Genomic DNA, 14,839 nt, shown 5'->3' with positions numbered 1-14,839 from the left:
AACTAAGAAAGATTTGCGATAAGTTTATAGTGCTTTTTCTGATTTATCATTAAAGTAAAAATTTTTTCACTTGAATTTTCGCTTTTATTTTTATAAATCATGCTTTTTAAAAACGGAAAAAGCATCGTACTAGAAGTTTTACCTTGTAAAATAATATGCATAGAACCTTTTAAAATTCCATACTTATAGCTCATACCGCTTGGAAATATATCAAGATTAAAACTTAAACTATCTTCATTACTATCATAATTTAAAATTTCAATTTTAACAAAGCTAATTTCTTGATCTTCTTGAGATAAATTTTTAAAAATTTCAAGTTTTTCATGTTTTTTGATAACAACAACTTCTTGCTTGCTTTCTTTAAAATCAGAAAGAAAATTTTCATTTTTAAAAATTCTTGAAAAAAATTTTAAATTTTTAAATTGCATACTTATTTGTTTTGTGTTTTCATGTATTATTTTTTCAGATTTTAAGATGTCATGTTTTATATTATCTTCTTGGTTTTGATTATCTTTGTTTGATTTCATGTCAAAATCTTCAACGATAATCATATCTTCACTATTACAAATATTAAAATGTTTTACAATTTCTTCAAAAGTAAAACTGTCATCACTAAATTCCAAAAGCTCTATATTTGAAGTGATAAAATCAACACCATCTCGTTCTTCAATCTTATCTTTAATCACAAAAGCATCAACACAAAAGCACGATCTTTGAATTTCATATTCAGAACTTTTGCCTTTAAATACTATCTTCATCATCACAAAGCTTTTGCTATAAGCTCTAAAGAACTAGCAAAAACAACCTTACTTGAATTTTGTTCTAATGCATTTGAAATTTGCATTCTACAAGCTGAACACTCGGCACTTACCACACTAGCCTTACTTTCATCGATCATTTGTGCTTTTTTAAGCCCTACACTTAAGGCTTTATCATAATAATCCGTTTGCATACTCACCCCGCCAAAACCGCAACAAGTATTAGAATTACTCATTTCCACAAAATGATAATTTGTTTTTAAAAGTTCTCTTGGCTCTTTAAAAACCCCTTGCATTTTTCTTGCATGGCAAGGATCGTGATAAGTAATGCTATAATTAAATTTATTTTTTGTTTTTAAAATTTCTTCCAAAGAAGTAAATTTATAAAAATACTCGCTAGCCATATATATCTTAGATGACACACATTTTGCGCGTTTTGCCCAGTCTAAATCATTTTGCATTATAAAAAAATGTTCATAATCTATCTTTAACATAGCCGAACAAGTGGCCTCAGGAACTATAATAGCATCTAATTTTTCTAATTTTTTTTCAAAATACTCAATATTTTTTTTAGCCAAAACTTCAACACTTTTAAAATCACCCGTAAAAAATTGCGGCGCTCCACAACACACTTGTTCTTTCATCAAATCCACATTGATTTTTAATTCCCTAGTGATTTTAAGCACTGCATTAGCCGTATCTATGTAAAAATAATTCGCCAAACAACCTACAAAAAAACCTATTGTTTTTTCTCCATCATTATTGATAAATTTTGGATTAGAATTTAAGAAACTTTTTTTATTAAAACTTGTAAGTAATCTTCCCTTTTTAACAAAAGGCATGGAAAATCTTGCCTTCATACCTGTATTTTCATTCTCATTTTGAATTTTAAACGCACAACTTTGAAACACATAGCCAAGCTTAGCTACCAAATCTAAAATTGTGCGTCTTCTTAAAAAGAAAAAAATAAGTTTTTTATACCAAGCTATACCAAATTTTTTAGCTATGTCATAACGAACTTCTTCTATGGCATTATCTACTCTTAATTTACTTGGACACACTTCAACACAATTGGTACATAAAAAACAAGATTCAAAAACTTTCTTAGCTTCTTTATCAAGTTCTAGAATTCCCTCTTTATAAGCAGATAAAAGATCTAAAAATCCTCTTGGACTGGTAATTTCATCGCGATTTTCTTCATGTATAGTACAAACAGGTATACATTTGCCACATTTAACACAAGCATCACTTATTTGACTAAATTTCATCTTACACCGTTTTTGAGAATACTTTTTTATCTTCACTAATGTTTTTCATATAAGCATCAAAACACATAGCAATATTTCTTATAAGCAAAACACCTGTTTCATTGACTTTGATAAAATTTTCATCAAAATTAATAAAATCTTTGTATTCTTCTAAAGCTTTTAAATCCTCTTTAAAATACTCCTGAAAATCAATGCAAAATTCTTTTTCTATTGACTTGATATCAAGCTTAAAATTTGCCATTAACTCCATAATCACTGCTTTTCTAAGCTCATCATCATCGCTTAAAGCTACGCCTCTTTCAAAAGGCAAAACTCCTCTATCTAATGCAGCCTCATAACTTGACATATCTTTAAAATTTTGCGCATAATGTCTTTGTCCTTCGCCTATACTTGTAAGCCCAACACCGACTAAATCAGCACCACCTTTAGTAGTATAACCTTGGAAATTTCTATGTAAAGTTCCATTTTCTAAAGCTTTAAAAAGCTCATCATTTTCTTTTGCAAAATGATCCATACCTATCATTTTATAGCCGTTTTTACTCAAAAAATTCTCACAAAATTCTAAAATTTCAAGTTTAACATCAGGACTTGGCAAGGTATTTTCATCAAATTTTCTCATATTTTTCTTAAGCCAAGGCACATGAGCGTAATTAAAAATCGCCAAACGATCAGGATTTAAAAGCATAACTTTTTCTAAAGTTTGTGTAAAGCTTTGTAAATTTTGATAAGGCAAACCATAAATTAAATCCATATTTACAGACTTTATGCCTTTACTTCTTACAAGATTTAAAGCATTTTGTGTTAATTCAAAAGGCTGGATGCGATGAATTTCTTTTTGAACTTTTTCATCAAAATCCTGCACTCCAAAGCTGATACGATTAAAGCCATTTTGTGTTAAAACTGTGGCTTGTTCGTCATTTAAAAAACGCGGATCGATCTCACAGCTAATCTCTGCATCTTTAGAAAAATTTCTAAAAATAGATCTGATTTTTAAAATCAAATTTTGAAGTTGTTTAGCACTAAAAAAAGTTGGAGTTCCGCCCCCAAAGTGCATTTGCACCACTTCTCTTTTAGTATCTAAAATAGTACTTAAAATATCAAGCTCTTTAAAAATATAAGTTAAATATCTTTCTTTACTCTCTTCTTTGGCTGTATAAATAACATTGCAACCACAAAAATAACAGGCACTCCTACAAAATGGTAAATGAAAATAAAGCGATAAAGATCTATCTTGCTTTTTTAAAATTTCTATATATTCTTCGTATTTGAAATTTGCATTAAACTCTACTGCTGTAGGATAAGAAGTGTAGCGTGGTCCTGCTTTAGAGTATTTTACAAAAGCTTTATAATCTCTCATTTTGGTTTACCCTTTCTATCATCGCTTGCATATCTACAAATAAATTTGGATGCTTTTGTTTGATTTTAGAAATTAATTTTTCAAGATCAATACTAACTTCCATGGTGCCATTTTGCGCCTTTTGCTTGATCTCATCCATAGCAACCGTCCAAACATCGTTAAAATCTACAGGAATTTGTTGATAAATCGCCTTTTCTAAACGCAATTCAAAATTCTCTTTTTGACTTTGTTTTAAACTTTCAAGTATATTCTTAAGACTTTGTAAAGAAAGCAAAGTGTGAATTTCATCGTTTTCATCAATCACAAACCAAGGCTCAGGAGAATCAAAACTTCCATTTTCAAGAACTAAACATTTTTCGTTTTCATTCTCGCTTTGCTTCATTTTAAAAATCGTTCTATCTTTTTTCTTTATTCCTAGATTTTGACTAAATTCATCAATGCGTTTTAAGCAAATGCTATACTTTTCTAGCTCTTTCATTCTCTTCCTCTCTGATTATCCAAAAAGCAAAGCAAGGCTTTTACCACATAAAGGCGATTTCTTGCTTCTTCAAAAATCACATCTGCATGTTTTTCAAAAATTTCTTCACTCACTTCATAACCCCTATAAGCAGGCAAACAATGAAGCAATATCGCGTCTTTATTGGCAACGCTCATAGCCTTCTCATCGATTATAAATCCTTCAAATTCTTTAATCTTGCGTTCTTTTTCATTCTCTTCACCCATAGAAACCCAAGTATCGGTGATGACTACATCTTTATCCTTTAAGGCTTCAAATTTATCATGACTTAAGGAAATTTTGGCTCCTGAAATCAAAGCCTGTTTCATAGCAAATTCCCAAATTTCAGGGCTAATTTTATAGTTTTTTGGTATAGCTATACTAAATTCAAAGCCCAAAATCGCAGCCGCAATAAGCCAAGAATTGCACATATTGTTACTATCTCCGATAAAAGCAACTTTTGCTATACCATTTTGCATCTTATTCCATTCTTTGATAGTAAGCAAATCTCCTAAAACCTGAGTAGGGTGATAAAGCTCGCTTAAAGCATTGATCACAGGGGCTTTAGAATATCTTGCAAATTCGAGTAAAGTTTCATGTTTATTGACTCTCATCATCACAAAATCAACCATCGCCCCTATCACCCTAGCTGTATCCTTTACAGGCTCGCCACGACTAAGTTGTAAATCATTGCTATTTAAAAATAAAGCCTTTCCGCCAAGCTCTGTTATGGCTAATTCAAAAGCCATTCTTGTTCTTGTAGAATTTTTCTCAAAAATCATTGCTAAAGTTTTATCTTGTAAAAGTTTTTTAGGCTCTTTTTTAAGCTCGCTAGCATGATTTACAAGGCTTAAAATTTCCTCCTTAGAAAAATCTCTTAAAGTTAAAAAATGTTTCATTTTTCTCCTTTTAACATTTTAGCTAATTCTTTGGCATGATAAGTGATGATAAGCTTTGCCCCTGCTCTTTTAAAAGCTATCATAGTTTCATATAAGATTTTTTCATAATCAATCACTCCCGCATTTTTAGCTGCCTTTAGCATAGCATATTCTCCGCTTACATTATAAACACACAAAGGCAAGTTAGAATAAAGGGATATTTCTTTAATTACATCAAGATAAGCAAGAGCGGGTTTTACCATTAAAATATCAGCTCCTTGTGCTTCATCTTCTAAGCTTTCTTCTAAAGCTTCTTTACCATTAGCAAAATCCATTTGATAGCTTTTTCTATCTCCATAACTTGGAGCTGACTCTGCTACATCTCGAAATGGCCCATAATAACTTGATGCAAATTTAGTAGAATACGCCATTATAGGCAAATTTTCAAAACCTTCCTTATCTAAAGCTTTACGCAAAGTAGTGATAATACCATCCATCATTCCACTAGGTGCTATCATATCTACCCCTGCTCTTGCGTGAACTAAGGCTTGTTTGGCTGAAATTTCTAAAGTGGCATCATTATCCACGCTTTTTGTTTTTGGATCGATAATCCCACAATGCCCGTGATCTGTATACTCACAAAAACAAAGATCGCTAATTACAAAAAGATCTGGAAAATTTTTCTTAATCTCTCTTATGCTTCTTGCAACAAGCCCTTCATCATCTAAAGCATCGCTTCCGCAACTATCTTTTTTCTCATTTTCTAAAACGCCAAAAAGTATAATAGCTTTAATACCTAAGTTGACTACATTTTGACACTCTTTTAAAATTTCATCTAAACTCATTTGAAACACATCGGGCATAGAAGAAATTTCTTTTTTTATCCCCGTTCCACTAACCACAAAAAGCGGATAAATCAAATCATTCACGCTTAAAGAATTTTCCCTTACCATAGATCTTAAGTTTTCATTAAGCCTTAATCTTCTAAATCTTTTAAACATTTTTTTGTCCTTTTTTTGCTAAAATCTTAACATAAATTTGATTATAGAGAGTAGTAAATGAAAATAAAAATTTCAGAAATTGCGAATTTACCTAGCAAATGGGGAAATTTCCAAATACAAAGTTTTAAAGAAAATGATAAAGAACATTTATGTATATTTAAAAATACTCCAAAAGACACACTCAATCTAAGAATTCATTCAGAGTGCTTAACAGGAGATGCTTTAGGAAGTTTAAAATGTGATTGTGGAGAACAGCTTGAATTTTCGTTAAAATATATAGACAAAAATGGCGGAATGGTGATTTATCTTAGACAAGAAGGAAGAGGTATAGGACTTTTTAACAAGGTTAATGCTTATGCTTTACAAGATAAAGGTTTTGATACGATTAAAGCAAATCATCAGCTTGGCTTTAAAGCCGATGAGAGAACTTATGAAATTGTAGAATTTATACTCAAACACTATGAAATTTCTAAGGTTAATTTACTCACAAATAATCCCGAGAAACTAGAGTCCATTAAGGAAAAAATCATCACACGCATACCGATTTTAATAGAACCTAACCGTTTTAATGTAGAATATTTAAACATAAAACAAACTCAAATGGGACATCTTAAATAAATGATTTTTAAAGATTATGATTTTTTACAACACTACGATTTAAAAAACTTTAAAGAAAAGGTAAAAATTTATAAAGAATTATTATCTAAATTTAACCGCATTCACAATCTTACTCATTTAAAAAATATAGATGAAAATATCTTTGATAGTATTAAAATTTTAGATTTTTATGATTTTTCTAAAGCAAAAAATATTGCCGATATAGGAAGTGGTGCAGGATTTCCAGCTGTATTTTTAGCCTTTTTACTGCAAAGCAATTTTCATCTTTTCGAACCCAATCCCAAAAAAGCTGCCTTTTTGCGGACACTAAAAATAGAATGCGAACTTTCAAATTTACATATTTACAAAGAAAAAGTTCAAGAGTGTAAAAATACCTTTAAAGCCGATATCATCACTTCAAGAGCCTTAATGGATGTCAAGCCTTTGCTTGAAATTTGCAAAAATCTAAAAGATGAAAATACAATTTTTATTTTATGGAAAGGCAGTGAAATTTATCAAGAACTTGAAAATATAAAAAATTATGAAATTTTTGAAAATAATTTAAGAAAATACTGTATTTTAAAGTAGCCCTAAGGCTACTTTTTATTCTGCTAAATCAGCATTAAAACTGATATCAACCAAAGGCCAAGAGATTCCACCATGTCCTGGAGCAGCATCACTTAATGCTTTTAATGCTTTAGAACCATTTTTAAAAGTATGCAAATCAAGCTGCCCTTTAGCTTCAAATTTATTATCTTTGATAGTATAAGTTAAAGGTACAATAGTACTTTTTTTATCCATGGTAATTTTTGCTGAAATAACGCCTTTGTTTTCACCTACAATCACATCTTGGAAAACAACTTTAATATCTGCATTTCCCAATAAAGCAGGAAAAAACACTTTTGTGATATTATTGGTTATAACATCATTGCCTTCACCCATAAAAGCATTACTTGGCTTTATAGTAGCTTTAGCTCCTTTAAGATAACTTGCAAAATCCTTTGTATTTTTAGAAAATTTATATTCTACATTCTTAAATTCACCTTCTACTCCTACCATATCCTTAGTTTTATACCCTTCAAAAGATATTTTTAAACTATCTTCTTTAAAAGATACGGCACTTAAAGCAGATGCTAATAAACAAGAACTTAAAATACTTAAAACAATTTTTTTCATTTTAACTCCTTCAAAATGAGATTTTATTAAACAAAAACAATTATATTATCACTTGATTAATAAAAATAAATTTTTTCAAAAAATAATTGTTATTACCAAAGTATATCTTTAAAAGTTAAAGTTAAAAAATATCCTCCAAAAATCAAAACAAGCCCTAAAACAAAAGCCAAACCAAATACTCTAGAGCCACTCTTTAAAAATTTTTTAAAGTCAATTTGTAAACCTAAAGCTGCCATAGCAAAAACAATACATAAAGTACAAAGTGTTTTACCTAAAGAAATAATATCACTCGTAGCAATACCTAAAATATTTTCTTTACTTGCTAGATAAGTATTTAAAACTATCATACCTAAAAATGCAAAAGCAAAATAAGGGATAGTGATACTTTTTGCAGTTTTTCCACTGCTTGAATGCTGATTTTTAGCAAAAAAATAAGTCACTATAAGCAAAAAAGGCACAAGTAAAATCACTCTCATCATTTTTATAATCACTGCAACATTAGAAGCACCTTGCTCAAATCCTGCCATATCTTTTGCCATTTCAGCGGCACCTGCAACATTTGCCACTTCATGCAAAGTAGCCCCCATAAAAACCCCCATAGCATTTTGATCAAAAAAAGGAAAAAGATTTAAAGAAAAAGCTATAGGATACAAAAACATAAACACAAGTCCAAAAATCACCACCGTACCTACAGCTAAAATTCCTTTAAAAGGATCACTTTTTAAACTTGACTCCAACGCTAAAACTGCTGCCGCACCGCAAATCGCACTTCCGGCTCCAACAAGCATAGAAGTTTCTTTATCGAGTTTAAAAATTTTCATCCCTACAAATAAAGCAATAATAAAAACAAAAAATATCACTATAGCAGAAAGTAAAAACCCTTTCAACCCTACACTTAAAAGCTCAGTTAAAGTAATATTAAAACCATATAAAACAATACCGAGTCTTAAAAGCTTTTTTGCACTAAAATGCACTCCAGCTTGAAAATGATGTTGGTATTTAAAAAACCAAGGAGAGAGCAACACTCCTATGATGATAGCAAAAGCAGTCGCTGCCAAATGAGTAGTATCTTTGATACTTTGAACACTAGAAAAATACATAGCAAAAATCACTATACAAGCAGTAAAAAGCAAACCCTTAAAATTTGAACGCACTATAGCCATGCTATGTGCTAAAAAACTTGTTTTCATTTATTTTCCTTTTTCTAAATTTTGTGTTATTATATTTTTTTTATTAAAATTATAAAAATATATTATTTTAATTTTTATAATAATTTTTTTTTATTAAATAAAGGAATCACTCATGAAAATCAAAGATATGGAAATATTTTTAGATCTTTTAAACACTCAAAGTCCAACTCATACAGCCAACAATTTTTCCATAACTCAACCTAATGTTTCAATAGTAATTAAAAATTTAGAAAATAAATTTGATGGCATTTTATTTGAAAGACTTGGAAAAAAACTCTTACCTACACCAAAAGCTTTAGAACTAGGAAAAAATTGGTTAAAAATTATACAAGCCTACTACCAAAGCTTAGAAAAATTAAACGACGAAAGCATGCTCTTAGGGGAAATAAAAATAGCCTCAACTCAAAGCATTTCTGAACATTTTTTAGCTCCTATTTTATTTGATTTTAAAGCAGAATTTAAAAACATAGAAATTCACTCTCAAACGCAGAATTCAAAAGAATGTTTAAATTTGCTAAAAAACGGAAATATAGAATTTGCAATCATTGAAGCAGAACTTGATCCAGCTTTAGTGGAGTATGAAAATTTAGAAATAAATTTTTGGCAAGATGATGAACTTATAGTAGCCACAAGTGATAAAAAACTCAATGAAAAAGAATTTTATATCGATGAACTTTTAGAACAAAAGTGGATTTTAAGAGAAGTAGGCTCAGGCTTAAGGGATAAATTTTTAAATGAAATTGGTGCAAGCTCAAAAAAGCTTAATATTTTTCTTGAGCTTGATAGAATGGCTGCGATTAAAGAACTTGTTTTACAAAAAAAAGCAATCTCTATTTTTTCCAAAAAAAGCATAGAAAAAGAATTAAAAAATTCAACACTTTATGAAATCAAGTTAAAAAATATCAACCTAAAGCGTAAATTTTATACCTTAAAAAGAAAAAATTATAATTTTAACAGAGCTTTAGAAAAATTTGAAAAAATATTTAAATCATAAGCATAATAACCGATTTATATAGAAAGTTAAGCAATTTTTAGATAAAATCTAAAGCTTATATAAATTTCAAGGATAATCAATGAACGCCAAAACTCAAGAAGCTGAATTAGAAGAATTATTTCAAGAAAATGCAAAAGATTATATCACATATGAAAAATTGGTAAAATATCTTACAAAACAACCAAGTGCATCAACCGCTAAAAAAGTGCAAGCATTAGTGAAAAAACACAAAGTGCAACTTTTTTCAGCAGCTGAAATTGCACAAATGAAAAACATAGAAGATGCAAAAAGACTTCAAGAAGAAAAACAAAAACTCCAAGATACAAGCCTTGAGAACGAATTTGATTTAGCCAATGAAAACGATTTATTAGAATGGAGCAGATCAGACTCTCCTGTTCGTATGTATTTAAGAGAAATGGGACAAATTGCTTTATTAAACAAAGATGAAGAAATTGAAATTTCTAAAAAAATAGAACTTGGTGAAGATATTATCATTGATGCTTTTTGTTCTGTACCTTATTTGATAGATTTTATTTTAGATTATAAAGAACCTTTAATAAACAGAGAAAGAAGAGTAAAAGAATTATTTAAAAGCTTTGACGATGAAGAAAAAAATGATGATAAACTTGATGAACTTGATATAGACGAAGATGAAGAAAACGAAACAGAATTAGAAACAGATGAAGAAAATACTAAAAAAAACAGCAAAAAAGAAGATGAAAGAACTTTAAAAGTTATAGAAAAATTTAAAGCTCTAGAAAAAGCTAAAAAAGATTGGCTAAAAACATCCAAAGACAAGGAAAGTGGAGATGAGCTTTTAGATAAATTAAGCATTGCATTCAAAAAAAATATTTTAAAAGAAAAATTAATGGATCTAGGCCCTACTTCAAAACTTATTAGTGAAATCGTAAAATCAATGGAAACTGCACTAAAAAGTGATGAAGAATTTGACAAAGAACTTAAGCGTTTAGAATACCGCTTACCTATGTTTTCTGATGAACTTAAAAAACGCCATGCAGATATTTTAAAAGATATTACAAAATTGAGCAAAGAAGAAATCACAGAGCGAGCTTTAGAAACAACCATGGTAAGCACTTATATGGAAATTAAAAAACTATTTCAAACTAAAGAAGCTAGTGAAAAAAGCTTTGATCTTGAAAAATCACGTTTAAAAGAAATTTTAGAGCAAATTAAACGCGGTAAAAAAATCTCTGATGAAGCAAAAGGAAGAATGGCAAAATCAAACTTGCGTCTTGTTGTAAGCATAGCTAAACGCTACACAAATCGTGGTCTACCTTTCTTAGATCTTATTCAAGAAGGAAATATAGGTTTAATGAAAGCTGTGGATAAGTTTGAATACAAAAGGGGTTATAAATTTTCCACTTATGCAACTTGGTGGATCAGACAAGCTATTTCAAGGGCTATAGCTGACCAAGCAAGAACCATAAGAATTCCAATCCACATGATAGAAACCATCAATCAAATTAACAAAATTATCCGCGAACATCTGCAAAAAGATGGAAAAGAACCTGATGTCAGTGTTATAGCTAAAGAAGTAGGTTTAAGCGTAGATAAGGTTAAACAAGTCATTAAAATCACAAAAGAACCAATTTCCCTTGAAGCTCCAATAGGAAATGAAGATGATGGTAAATTTGGAGATTTTGTTGAAGATAGAAATTCACTTTCTCCAATGGATCATATCTTAAAGGATGATTTAAAAGAACAAATTGATGAAGTTTTAGATCAATTAAACGATAGGGAAAAAGCGGTAATTCGAATGCGCTTTGGCTTAATGGATGATGAAAGCGATAGAACCTTAGAAGAAATTGGGAAAGAGCTTAATGTCACTCGAGAAAGAGTGAGACAAATAGAAAGCTCAGCTATAAAAAAACTCAAACACCCTAAAGTAGGAAGAAAACTAAAAAATTATATAGAAGGTTGGAAGTAAGAGTCAATCTCTTACTAAAAACCCAAATCTTTTTCTTCTTTTAACTTGCGCACATGTTCAAAAAAAACTAATTTTCCGCTATGTTTTTTTAAATTTTTAAATTCCTTAATATCAAATTCTAAACACAAGATAGAAGAAGTTGGAAAAGAAGCTAAACATAGCGAGCTTAATAACTCTCCAAGCTCCATTAAACCAGGATTATGACCCACTAAAAACACTTCATTAAACTCATCATCAATATCTTGCAAAATTTTTAGCAAATTTTCAACATTGCAAAGATACAATCTTTCATCAAAACAAATTTTATTTTTATCAAAATTATAAAATTTGGCTATTTTTTTCGCTGTTTTAGCGGTTCTAACAGCAGGACTTGATAACACTAAATCAGGATGAATTTCATGCAAGGCAAGATTTTTAAAAAGTTTTTTTAAATCTTCCTTTCCACTCTTAGTAAGCTTTCTTTCAAAATCATCGATATCTCCTCTCTTACTTGCTTTTGCATGTCTTATAATATAAATTTTTTTCATTTTACCTCTTTTATTTTAGCTAAAATATAACCACATATAAACCCGAAAATATGACCATACCAAGCAACATTTACCCCCATAAGCAATGGCGCAAAACTCATAAGTAAAATTGCCACTATAAGTCCTTTTGTGCTATTTTTATCAAGAACAGCATAAAAACCCATTAAAACACAAATTGCACCACTAGCACCTATGACATTTATATTTTCTCCAAAATATTTAAAATCAAAATACACATAAAAAACACTTAAAAGTGAACATAACAACCCGCCAATAAAATAAATAAAAATAAAACGCAAAGCACCCAAATAAGTTTCTAATATACGCCCAAATTGAAGTAAAACTATCATATTTAATATAAGATGAGTTAAATTTCCATGTAAAAATATTGAACTTAAAAGTTGCCAATAAGCTCCATTAAAAAATAAAATATTCAAACCAAGGATATTGTAATAATCATAAGAAATCAAAAAATAACATAAAATATTTAAAAAAATTAAAAAAATTGTAAGCAAAGTATAAAACCTTTATTTTTTATAATATTGTCTTAAAATTCACATAAAATTCACATAAATTCTTTACAATTTTACTAAAAAATAATTAGGAAAAATATTGAAAATTAAATTTTTAAGTATTATTACTATTTTAAGTTTATCTTTAAACGCTGATATAATAATTTCTGCTGATAATTTGCCAAGTGTTTCTAAAGAATTTTTACAACATAATTTCAAAGCACCTATAGGGATTGTACAAAAAGACAAAAATTCCTATGAAGTCTATCTTAGCGATGGGACAGAACTTGAATTTGACATAGATGGAGCTTGGAAAGAAATTGAAAATAAAGCCTTTCCTTTTGAACTAGATTTTTTACCTCAAAATTTAGCTAATATCATTAAAAACGAATTTCCAAATACAAAAGCTAGAGAAATCGAAAGAAAAATCAACCATTACAAGATTAAATTTGATAACGATGTAAAAATTCTTATAGATTTTAATGGAACTATCTTGCACAAAGAAATTGATGATTAAAATATAATCAAATCTGCATTATATTTTTAACATCATCATGTTCTATCTTTTCTTTTTCAAGCAAAAGCTCTGATAATTTTAAAATTTTATCCTTCATAGAATTTAAAAATTCATCCATTTCTTTTTTTTGTTCATTTAAATTTGACTCTTCTAACATATCAAAACTCAACATATAATCAAGCAATTCTTTAATCTTTAAAAAATCATCTTGCGAGTTGGTATAACTTTCATTGTAAATTAATTTCATAGCTCTAGAACCAGCCAAATAAACTTTTATACGATTAATAAGCTCTGATTTTGATCTTATATTATGCTCATATTCTTTAAAACGATCTTCAATGAGAGTAATTTTTTCAAATCCTATGTCAAAATAATACGCACTCAAAGCTTTTGCAGCTTGATAAGTGGCTTGAATTTTCTTCTCTTCATCATTAAAACTTAAAATCTTTTTCTTGCCTAAAAGAACTTTATTTAATACAGCATAAAAATCACTTTCCTCAACTAAAGCACTATTTCTTCTTAAAGCATTAATTGCCGCTTCATTGACCAAAGTTTCAAGTCCTGCTCCACTAAAACCTACGCTTGCTTTGGCGATTTTATTTAAATTAACATTATTATTTTTATCCTTCATATAAATTTCTAAAATTTTAAGTCTGTCTTTAAAATCAGGTAAAGATAAAAAAATTCTCCTATCAAAACGCCCTGAACGCAATAAAGCAGAATCCATAAGTTCGATTTTATTTGTCGCAGCTATAACTATAACCCCGCTATTGTCCTCAAAACCATCCATTTGGGTTAAAAGTTGATTTAAAGTACTATCTCTTTCAACATTTGACATTTCTCCCCTTGCTTTACCTACAGCATCTATTTCATCGATAAAAACTATACTAGGAGCCATCATTTTAGCTTTTGAAAAAAGCTCTCTAACTCTTTTTGCACCCATACCTACATAAATTTCAACAAAACTTGAACCACTTTGATAAAAAAATGGCACCCCTGCTTCTCCTGCAACTGCTTTTGCTATCAATGTTTTTCCTACACCTGGTGGGCCTACCATTAAAACACCTTTTGGCATTTTTACACCAAATTCTTTATATTTTTTAGGATTTTGTAAAAAATCTACAAGTTCGCTTAGTTCCATTTTAACTTCATCAACACCTGCTACATCATTAAAAGTAATATCTGAAATCACAGGTTTTATATGAGAACTTTCTAAATTAATATTTGAATTTTGAGCTTGAATGTGATTCTTATTTGATATAGGATATTTAGCCAATTCTTTTTTACGGGCAAAATAACCAAGACTTATAAAAAGTGCGATAATAAAAACAAGTAAAATAAAAAACACCCAAAGCGTGTTATCTTTTTTAACCTCTATAGGAACTTTTGCTAAAAGTGTTTTTATATCTATGCCATCTTTTATAATTACGTAATTTTCACCTTCTGCCTTAAGCCAAATTTCGTCTTTATCAATCACAGCTTTTTGGATTAAATTTTGGCTTAATAGACTTTGATAAAGATTTTCATCTATATATTTAGGTTCATTTTTAAAATATAAAATTCCCAAAAGCATACATAAAACCATAAAAGATGCTAAAATTATCTTTTTATTTTTCATTA

General features: G+C 29.2%; 16 protein-coding genes. 5 read left to right on the top strand and 11 right to left on the bottom strand.

What is annotated here, in order from left to right; translation table 11 throughout:
- Positions 1–2: 2 nt before the first annotated feature.
- Genes AJN70_RS02535 through hemB form a run of 6 tightly spaced genes read right to left on the bottom strand, consistent with a single transcriptional unit; the run spans position 3 to position 5,758 of the window.
- Positions 3–764, bottom strand: a complete 762-nt coding sequence (locus AJN70_RS02535; RefSeq protein WP_074470038.1) for a DUF5416 family protein — start codon at positions 762–764, stop codon at positions 3–5.
- Complete coding sequence (locus AJN70_RS02530) at positions 761–2,026, bottom strand: (Fe-S)-binding protein (protein ID WP_070233096.1); 1,266 nt, start codon at positions 2,024–2,026, stop codon at positions 761–763. The genes AJN70_RS02535 and AJN70_RS02530 overlap by 4 nt, the downstream gene beginning before the upstream one ends.
- 1 nt (position 2,027) lies before the next feature.
- Positions 2,028–3,383 (bottom strand): oxygen-independent coproporphyrinogen III oxidase, encoded by a 1,356-nt coding sequence (hemN, locus tag AJN70_RS02525; protein ID WP_002861729.1) that lies wholly within the window; start codon positions 3,381–3,383, stop codon positions 2,028–2,030.
- A complete protein-coding gene (locus AJN70_RS02520; RefSeq protein WP_044779214.1) occupies positions 3,370–3,861 on the bottom strand; it encodes a DUF2603 domain-containing protein in 492 nt (163 codons plus the stop codon). Before AJN70_RS02520 ends, hemN begins: the two co-directional genes overlap by 14 nt.
- On the bottom strand, positions 3,858–4,778 hold the full coding sequence (argF, locus tag AJN70_RS02515) for an ornithine carbamoyltransferase (RefSeq protein WP_004305704.1): 921 nt from the start codon (positions 4,776–4,778) through the stop codon (positions 3,858–3,860). Before argF ends, AJN70_RS02520 begins: the two co-directional genes overlap by 4 nt.
- Positions 4,775–5,758, bottom strand: coding sequence for a porphobilinogen synthase (hemB, locus tag AJN70_RS02510; protein WP_044779212.1), 984 nt, complete (start codon positions 5,756–5,758; stop codon positions 4,775–4,777). The genes argF and hemB overlap by 4 nt, the downstream gene beginning before the upstream one ends.
- 57 nt (positions 5,759–5,815) lie before the next feature.
- Between hemB and ribA the strand changes: the two genes are divergently transcribed.
- Both ribA and rsmG read left to right on the top strand, forming a co-directional pair.
- On the top strand, positions 5,816–6,376 hold the full coding sequence (ribA, locus tag AJN70_RS02505; RefSeq protein WP_053872889.1) for a GTP cyclohydrolase II: 561 nt from the start codon (positions 5,816–5,818) through the stop codon (positions 6,374–6,376).
- A complete protein-coding gene (rsmG, locus tag AJN70_RS02500; RefSeq protein WP_004305702.1) occupies positions 6,377–6,943 on the top strand; it encodes a 16S rRNA (guanine(527)-N(7))-methyltransferase RsmG in 567 nt (188 codons plus the stop codon).
- Positions 6,944–6,958: 15 nt separating this feature from the next.
- Here the strand turns inward: rsmG and AJN70_RS02495 are convergent, their stop codons facing one another.
- Together AJN70_RS02495 and AJN70_RS02490 are read right to left on the bottom strand one after the other, a co-directional pair.
- Positions 6,959–7,531 carry a hypothetical protein gene (locus tag AJN70_RS02495; protein WP_002861734.1) on the bottom strand — a complete coding sequence of 191 codons (573 nt, stop codon included), beginning with the start codon at positions 7,529–7,531 and terminating at the stop codon, positions 6,959–6,961.
- Positions 7,532–7,623: 92 nt separating this feature from the next.
- The gene (locus AJN70_RS02490; RefSeq protein ID WP_044779211.1) at positions 7,624–8,721 is read right to left on the bottom strand and encodes a YeiH family protein; all 1,098 of its coding nucleotides are present in this window, start codon (positions 8,719–8,721) and stop codon (positions 7,624–7,626) included.
- A 112-nt stretch (positions 8,722–8,833) separates the two neighbouring features.
- Between AJN70_RS02490 and AJN70_RS02485 the strand changes: the two genes are divergently transcribed.
- Together AJN70_RS02485 and rpoD are read left to right on the top strand one after the other, a co-directional pair.
- Positions 8,834–9,715: a LysR family transcriptional regulator gene (locus AJN70_RS02485; RefSeq protein WP_002932884.1), complete on the top strand. Its 882-nt coding sequence runs from the start codon at positions 8,834–8,836 to the stop codon at positions 9,713–9,715.
- A 79-nt stretch (positions 9,716–9,794) separates the two neighbouring features.
- The gene (rpoD, locus tag AJN70_RS02480; protein WP_004305698.1) at positions 9,795–11,663 is read left to right on the top strand and encodes an RNA polymerase sigma factor RpoD; all 1,869 of its coding nucleotides are present in this window, start codon (positions 9,795–9,797) and stop codon (positions 11,661–11,663) included.
- Between the two features lie 14 nt (positions 11,664–11,677).
- Here the strand turns inward: rpoD and AJN70_RS02475 are convergent, their stop codons facing one another.
- Both AJN70_RS02475 and AJN70_RS02470 read right to left on the bottom strand, forming a co-directional pair.
- Positions 11,678–12,190 (bottom strand): SixA phosphatase family protein, encoded by a 513-nt coding sequence (locus AJN70_RS02475; RefSeq protein ID WP_002861738.1) that lies wholly within the window; start codon positions 12,188–12,190, stop codon positions 11,678–11,680.
- Complete coding sequence (locus AJN70_RS02470; protein WP_044779210.1) at positions 12,187–12,705, bottom strand: rhomboid family intramembrane serine protease; 519 nt, start codon at positions 12,703–12,705, stop codon at positions 12,187–12,189. Before AJN70_RS02470 ends, AJN70_RS02475 begins: the two co-directional genes overlap by 4 nt.
- A 97-nt stretch (positions 12,706–12,802) precedes the next feature.
- Between AJN70_RS02470 and AJN70_RS02465 the strand changes: the two genes are divergently transcribed.
- On the top strand, positions 12,803–13,219 hold the full coding sequence (locus AJN70_RS02465) for a PepSY-like domain-containing protein (RefSeq protein ID WP_004305692.1): 417 nt from the start codon (positions 12,803–12,805) through the stop codon (positions 13,217–13,219).
- A gap of 7 nt (positions 13,220–13,226) precedes the next feature.
- Here AJN70_RS02465 and AJN70_RS02460 read toward each other — a convergent pair whose 3' ends face one another.
- Positions 13,227–14,837 carry an AAA family ATPase gene (locus tag AJN70_RS02460; RefSeq protein WP_053872295.1) on the bottom strand — a complete coding sequence of 537 codons (1,611 nt, stop codon included), beginning with the start codon at positions 14,835–14,837 and terminating at the stop codon, positions 13,227–13,229.
- Positions 14,838–14,839: the final 2 nt, after the last annotated feature.

Origin of the sequence: Campylobacter sp. BCW_4341 (genome assembly GCF_001764255.1) — a bacterium.
GTDB classification, from domain to species: Bacteria; Campylobacterota; Campylobacteria; order Campylobacterales; family Campylobacteraceae; genus Campylobacter_D; species Campylobacter_D jejuni.
Note: the sequence above shows the minus strand (reverse complement) of the source record. Positions and strands in the feature narration are given on the sequence as shown.

Coding starts and splice junctions, on each gene's coding strand:
- AJN70_RS02530 (WP_070233096.1), bottom strand. CDS start 2,026: ATGAAATTTAGTCAAATAAGTGATGCTTGTGTTAAATGTGGCAAATGT.
- hemN (WP_002861729.1), bottom strand. CDS start 3,383: ATGAGAGATTATAAAGCTTTTGTAAAATACTCTAAAGCAGGACCACGC.
- AJN70_RS02520 (WP_044779214.1), bottom strand. CDS start 3,861: ATGAAAGAGCTAGAAAAGTATAGCATTTGCTTAAAACGCATTGATGAA.
- argF (WP_004305704.1), bottom strand. CDS start 4,778: ATGAAACATTTTTTAACTTTAAGAGATTTTTCTAAGGAGGAAATTTTA.
- hemB (WP_044779212.1), bottom strand. CDS start 5,758: ATGTTTAAAAGATTTAGAAGATTAAGGCTTAATGAAAACTTAAGATCT.
- ribA (WP_053872889.1), top strand. CDS start 5,816: ATGAAAATAAAAATTTCAGAAATTGCGAATTTACCTAGCAAATGGGGA.
- rsmG (WP_004305702.1), top strand. CDS start 6,377: ATGATTTTTAAAGATTATGATTTTTTACAACACTACGATTTAAAAAAC.
- AJN70_RS02495 (WP_002861734.1), bottom strand. CDS start 7,531: ATGAAAAAAATTGTTTTAAGTATTTTAAGTTCTTGTTTATTAGCATCT.
- AJN70_RS02490 (WP_044779211.1), bottom strand. CDS start 8,721: ATGAAAACAAGTTTTTTAGCACATAGCATGGCTATAGTGCGTTCAAAT.
- AJN70_RS02485 (WP_002932884.1), top strand. CDS start 8,834: ATGAAAATCAAAGATATGGAAATATTTTTAGATCTTTTAAACACTCAA.
- rpoD (WP_004305698.1), top strand. CDS start 9,795: ATGAACGCCAAAACTCAAGAAGCTGAATTAGAAGAATTATTTCAAGAA.
- AJN70_RS02475 (WP_002861738.1), bottom strand. CDS start 12,190: ATGAAAAAAATTTATATTATAAGACATGCAAAAGCAAGTAAGAGAGGA.
- AJN70_RS02460 (WP_053872295.1), bottom strand. CDS start 14,837: ATGAAAAATAAAAAGATAATTTTAGCATCTTTTATGGTTTTATGTATG.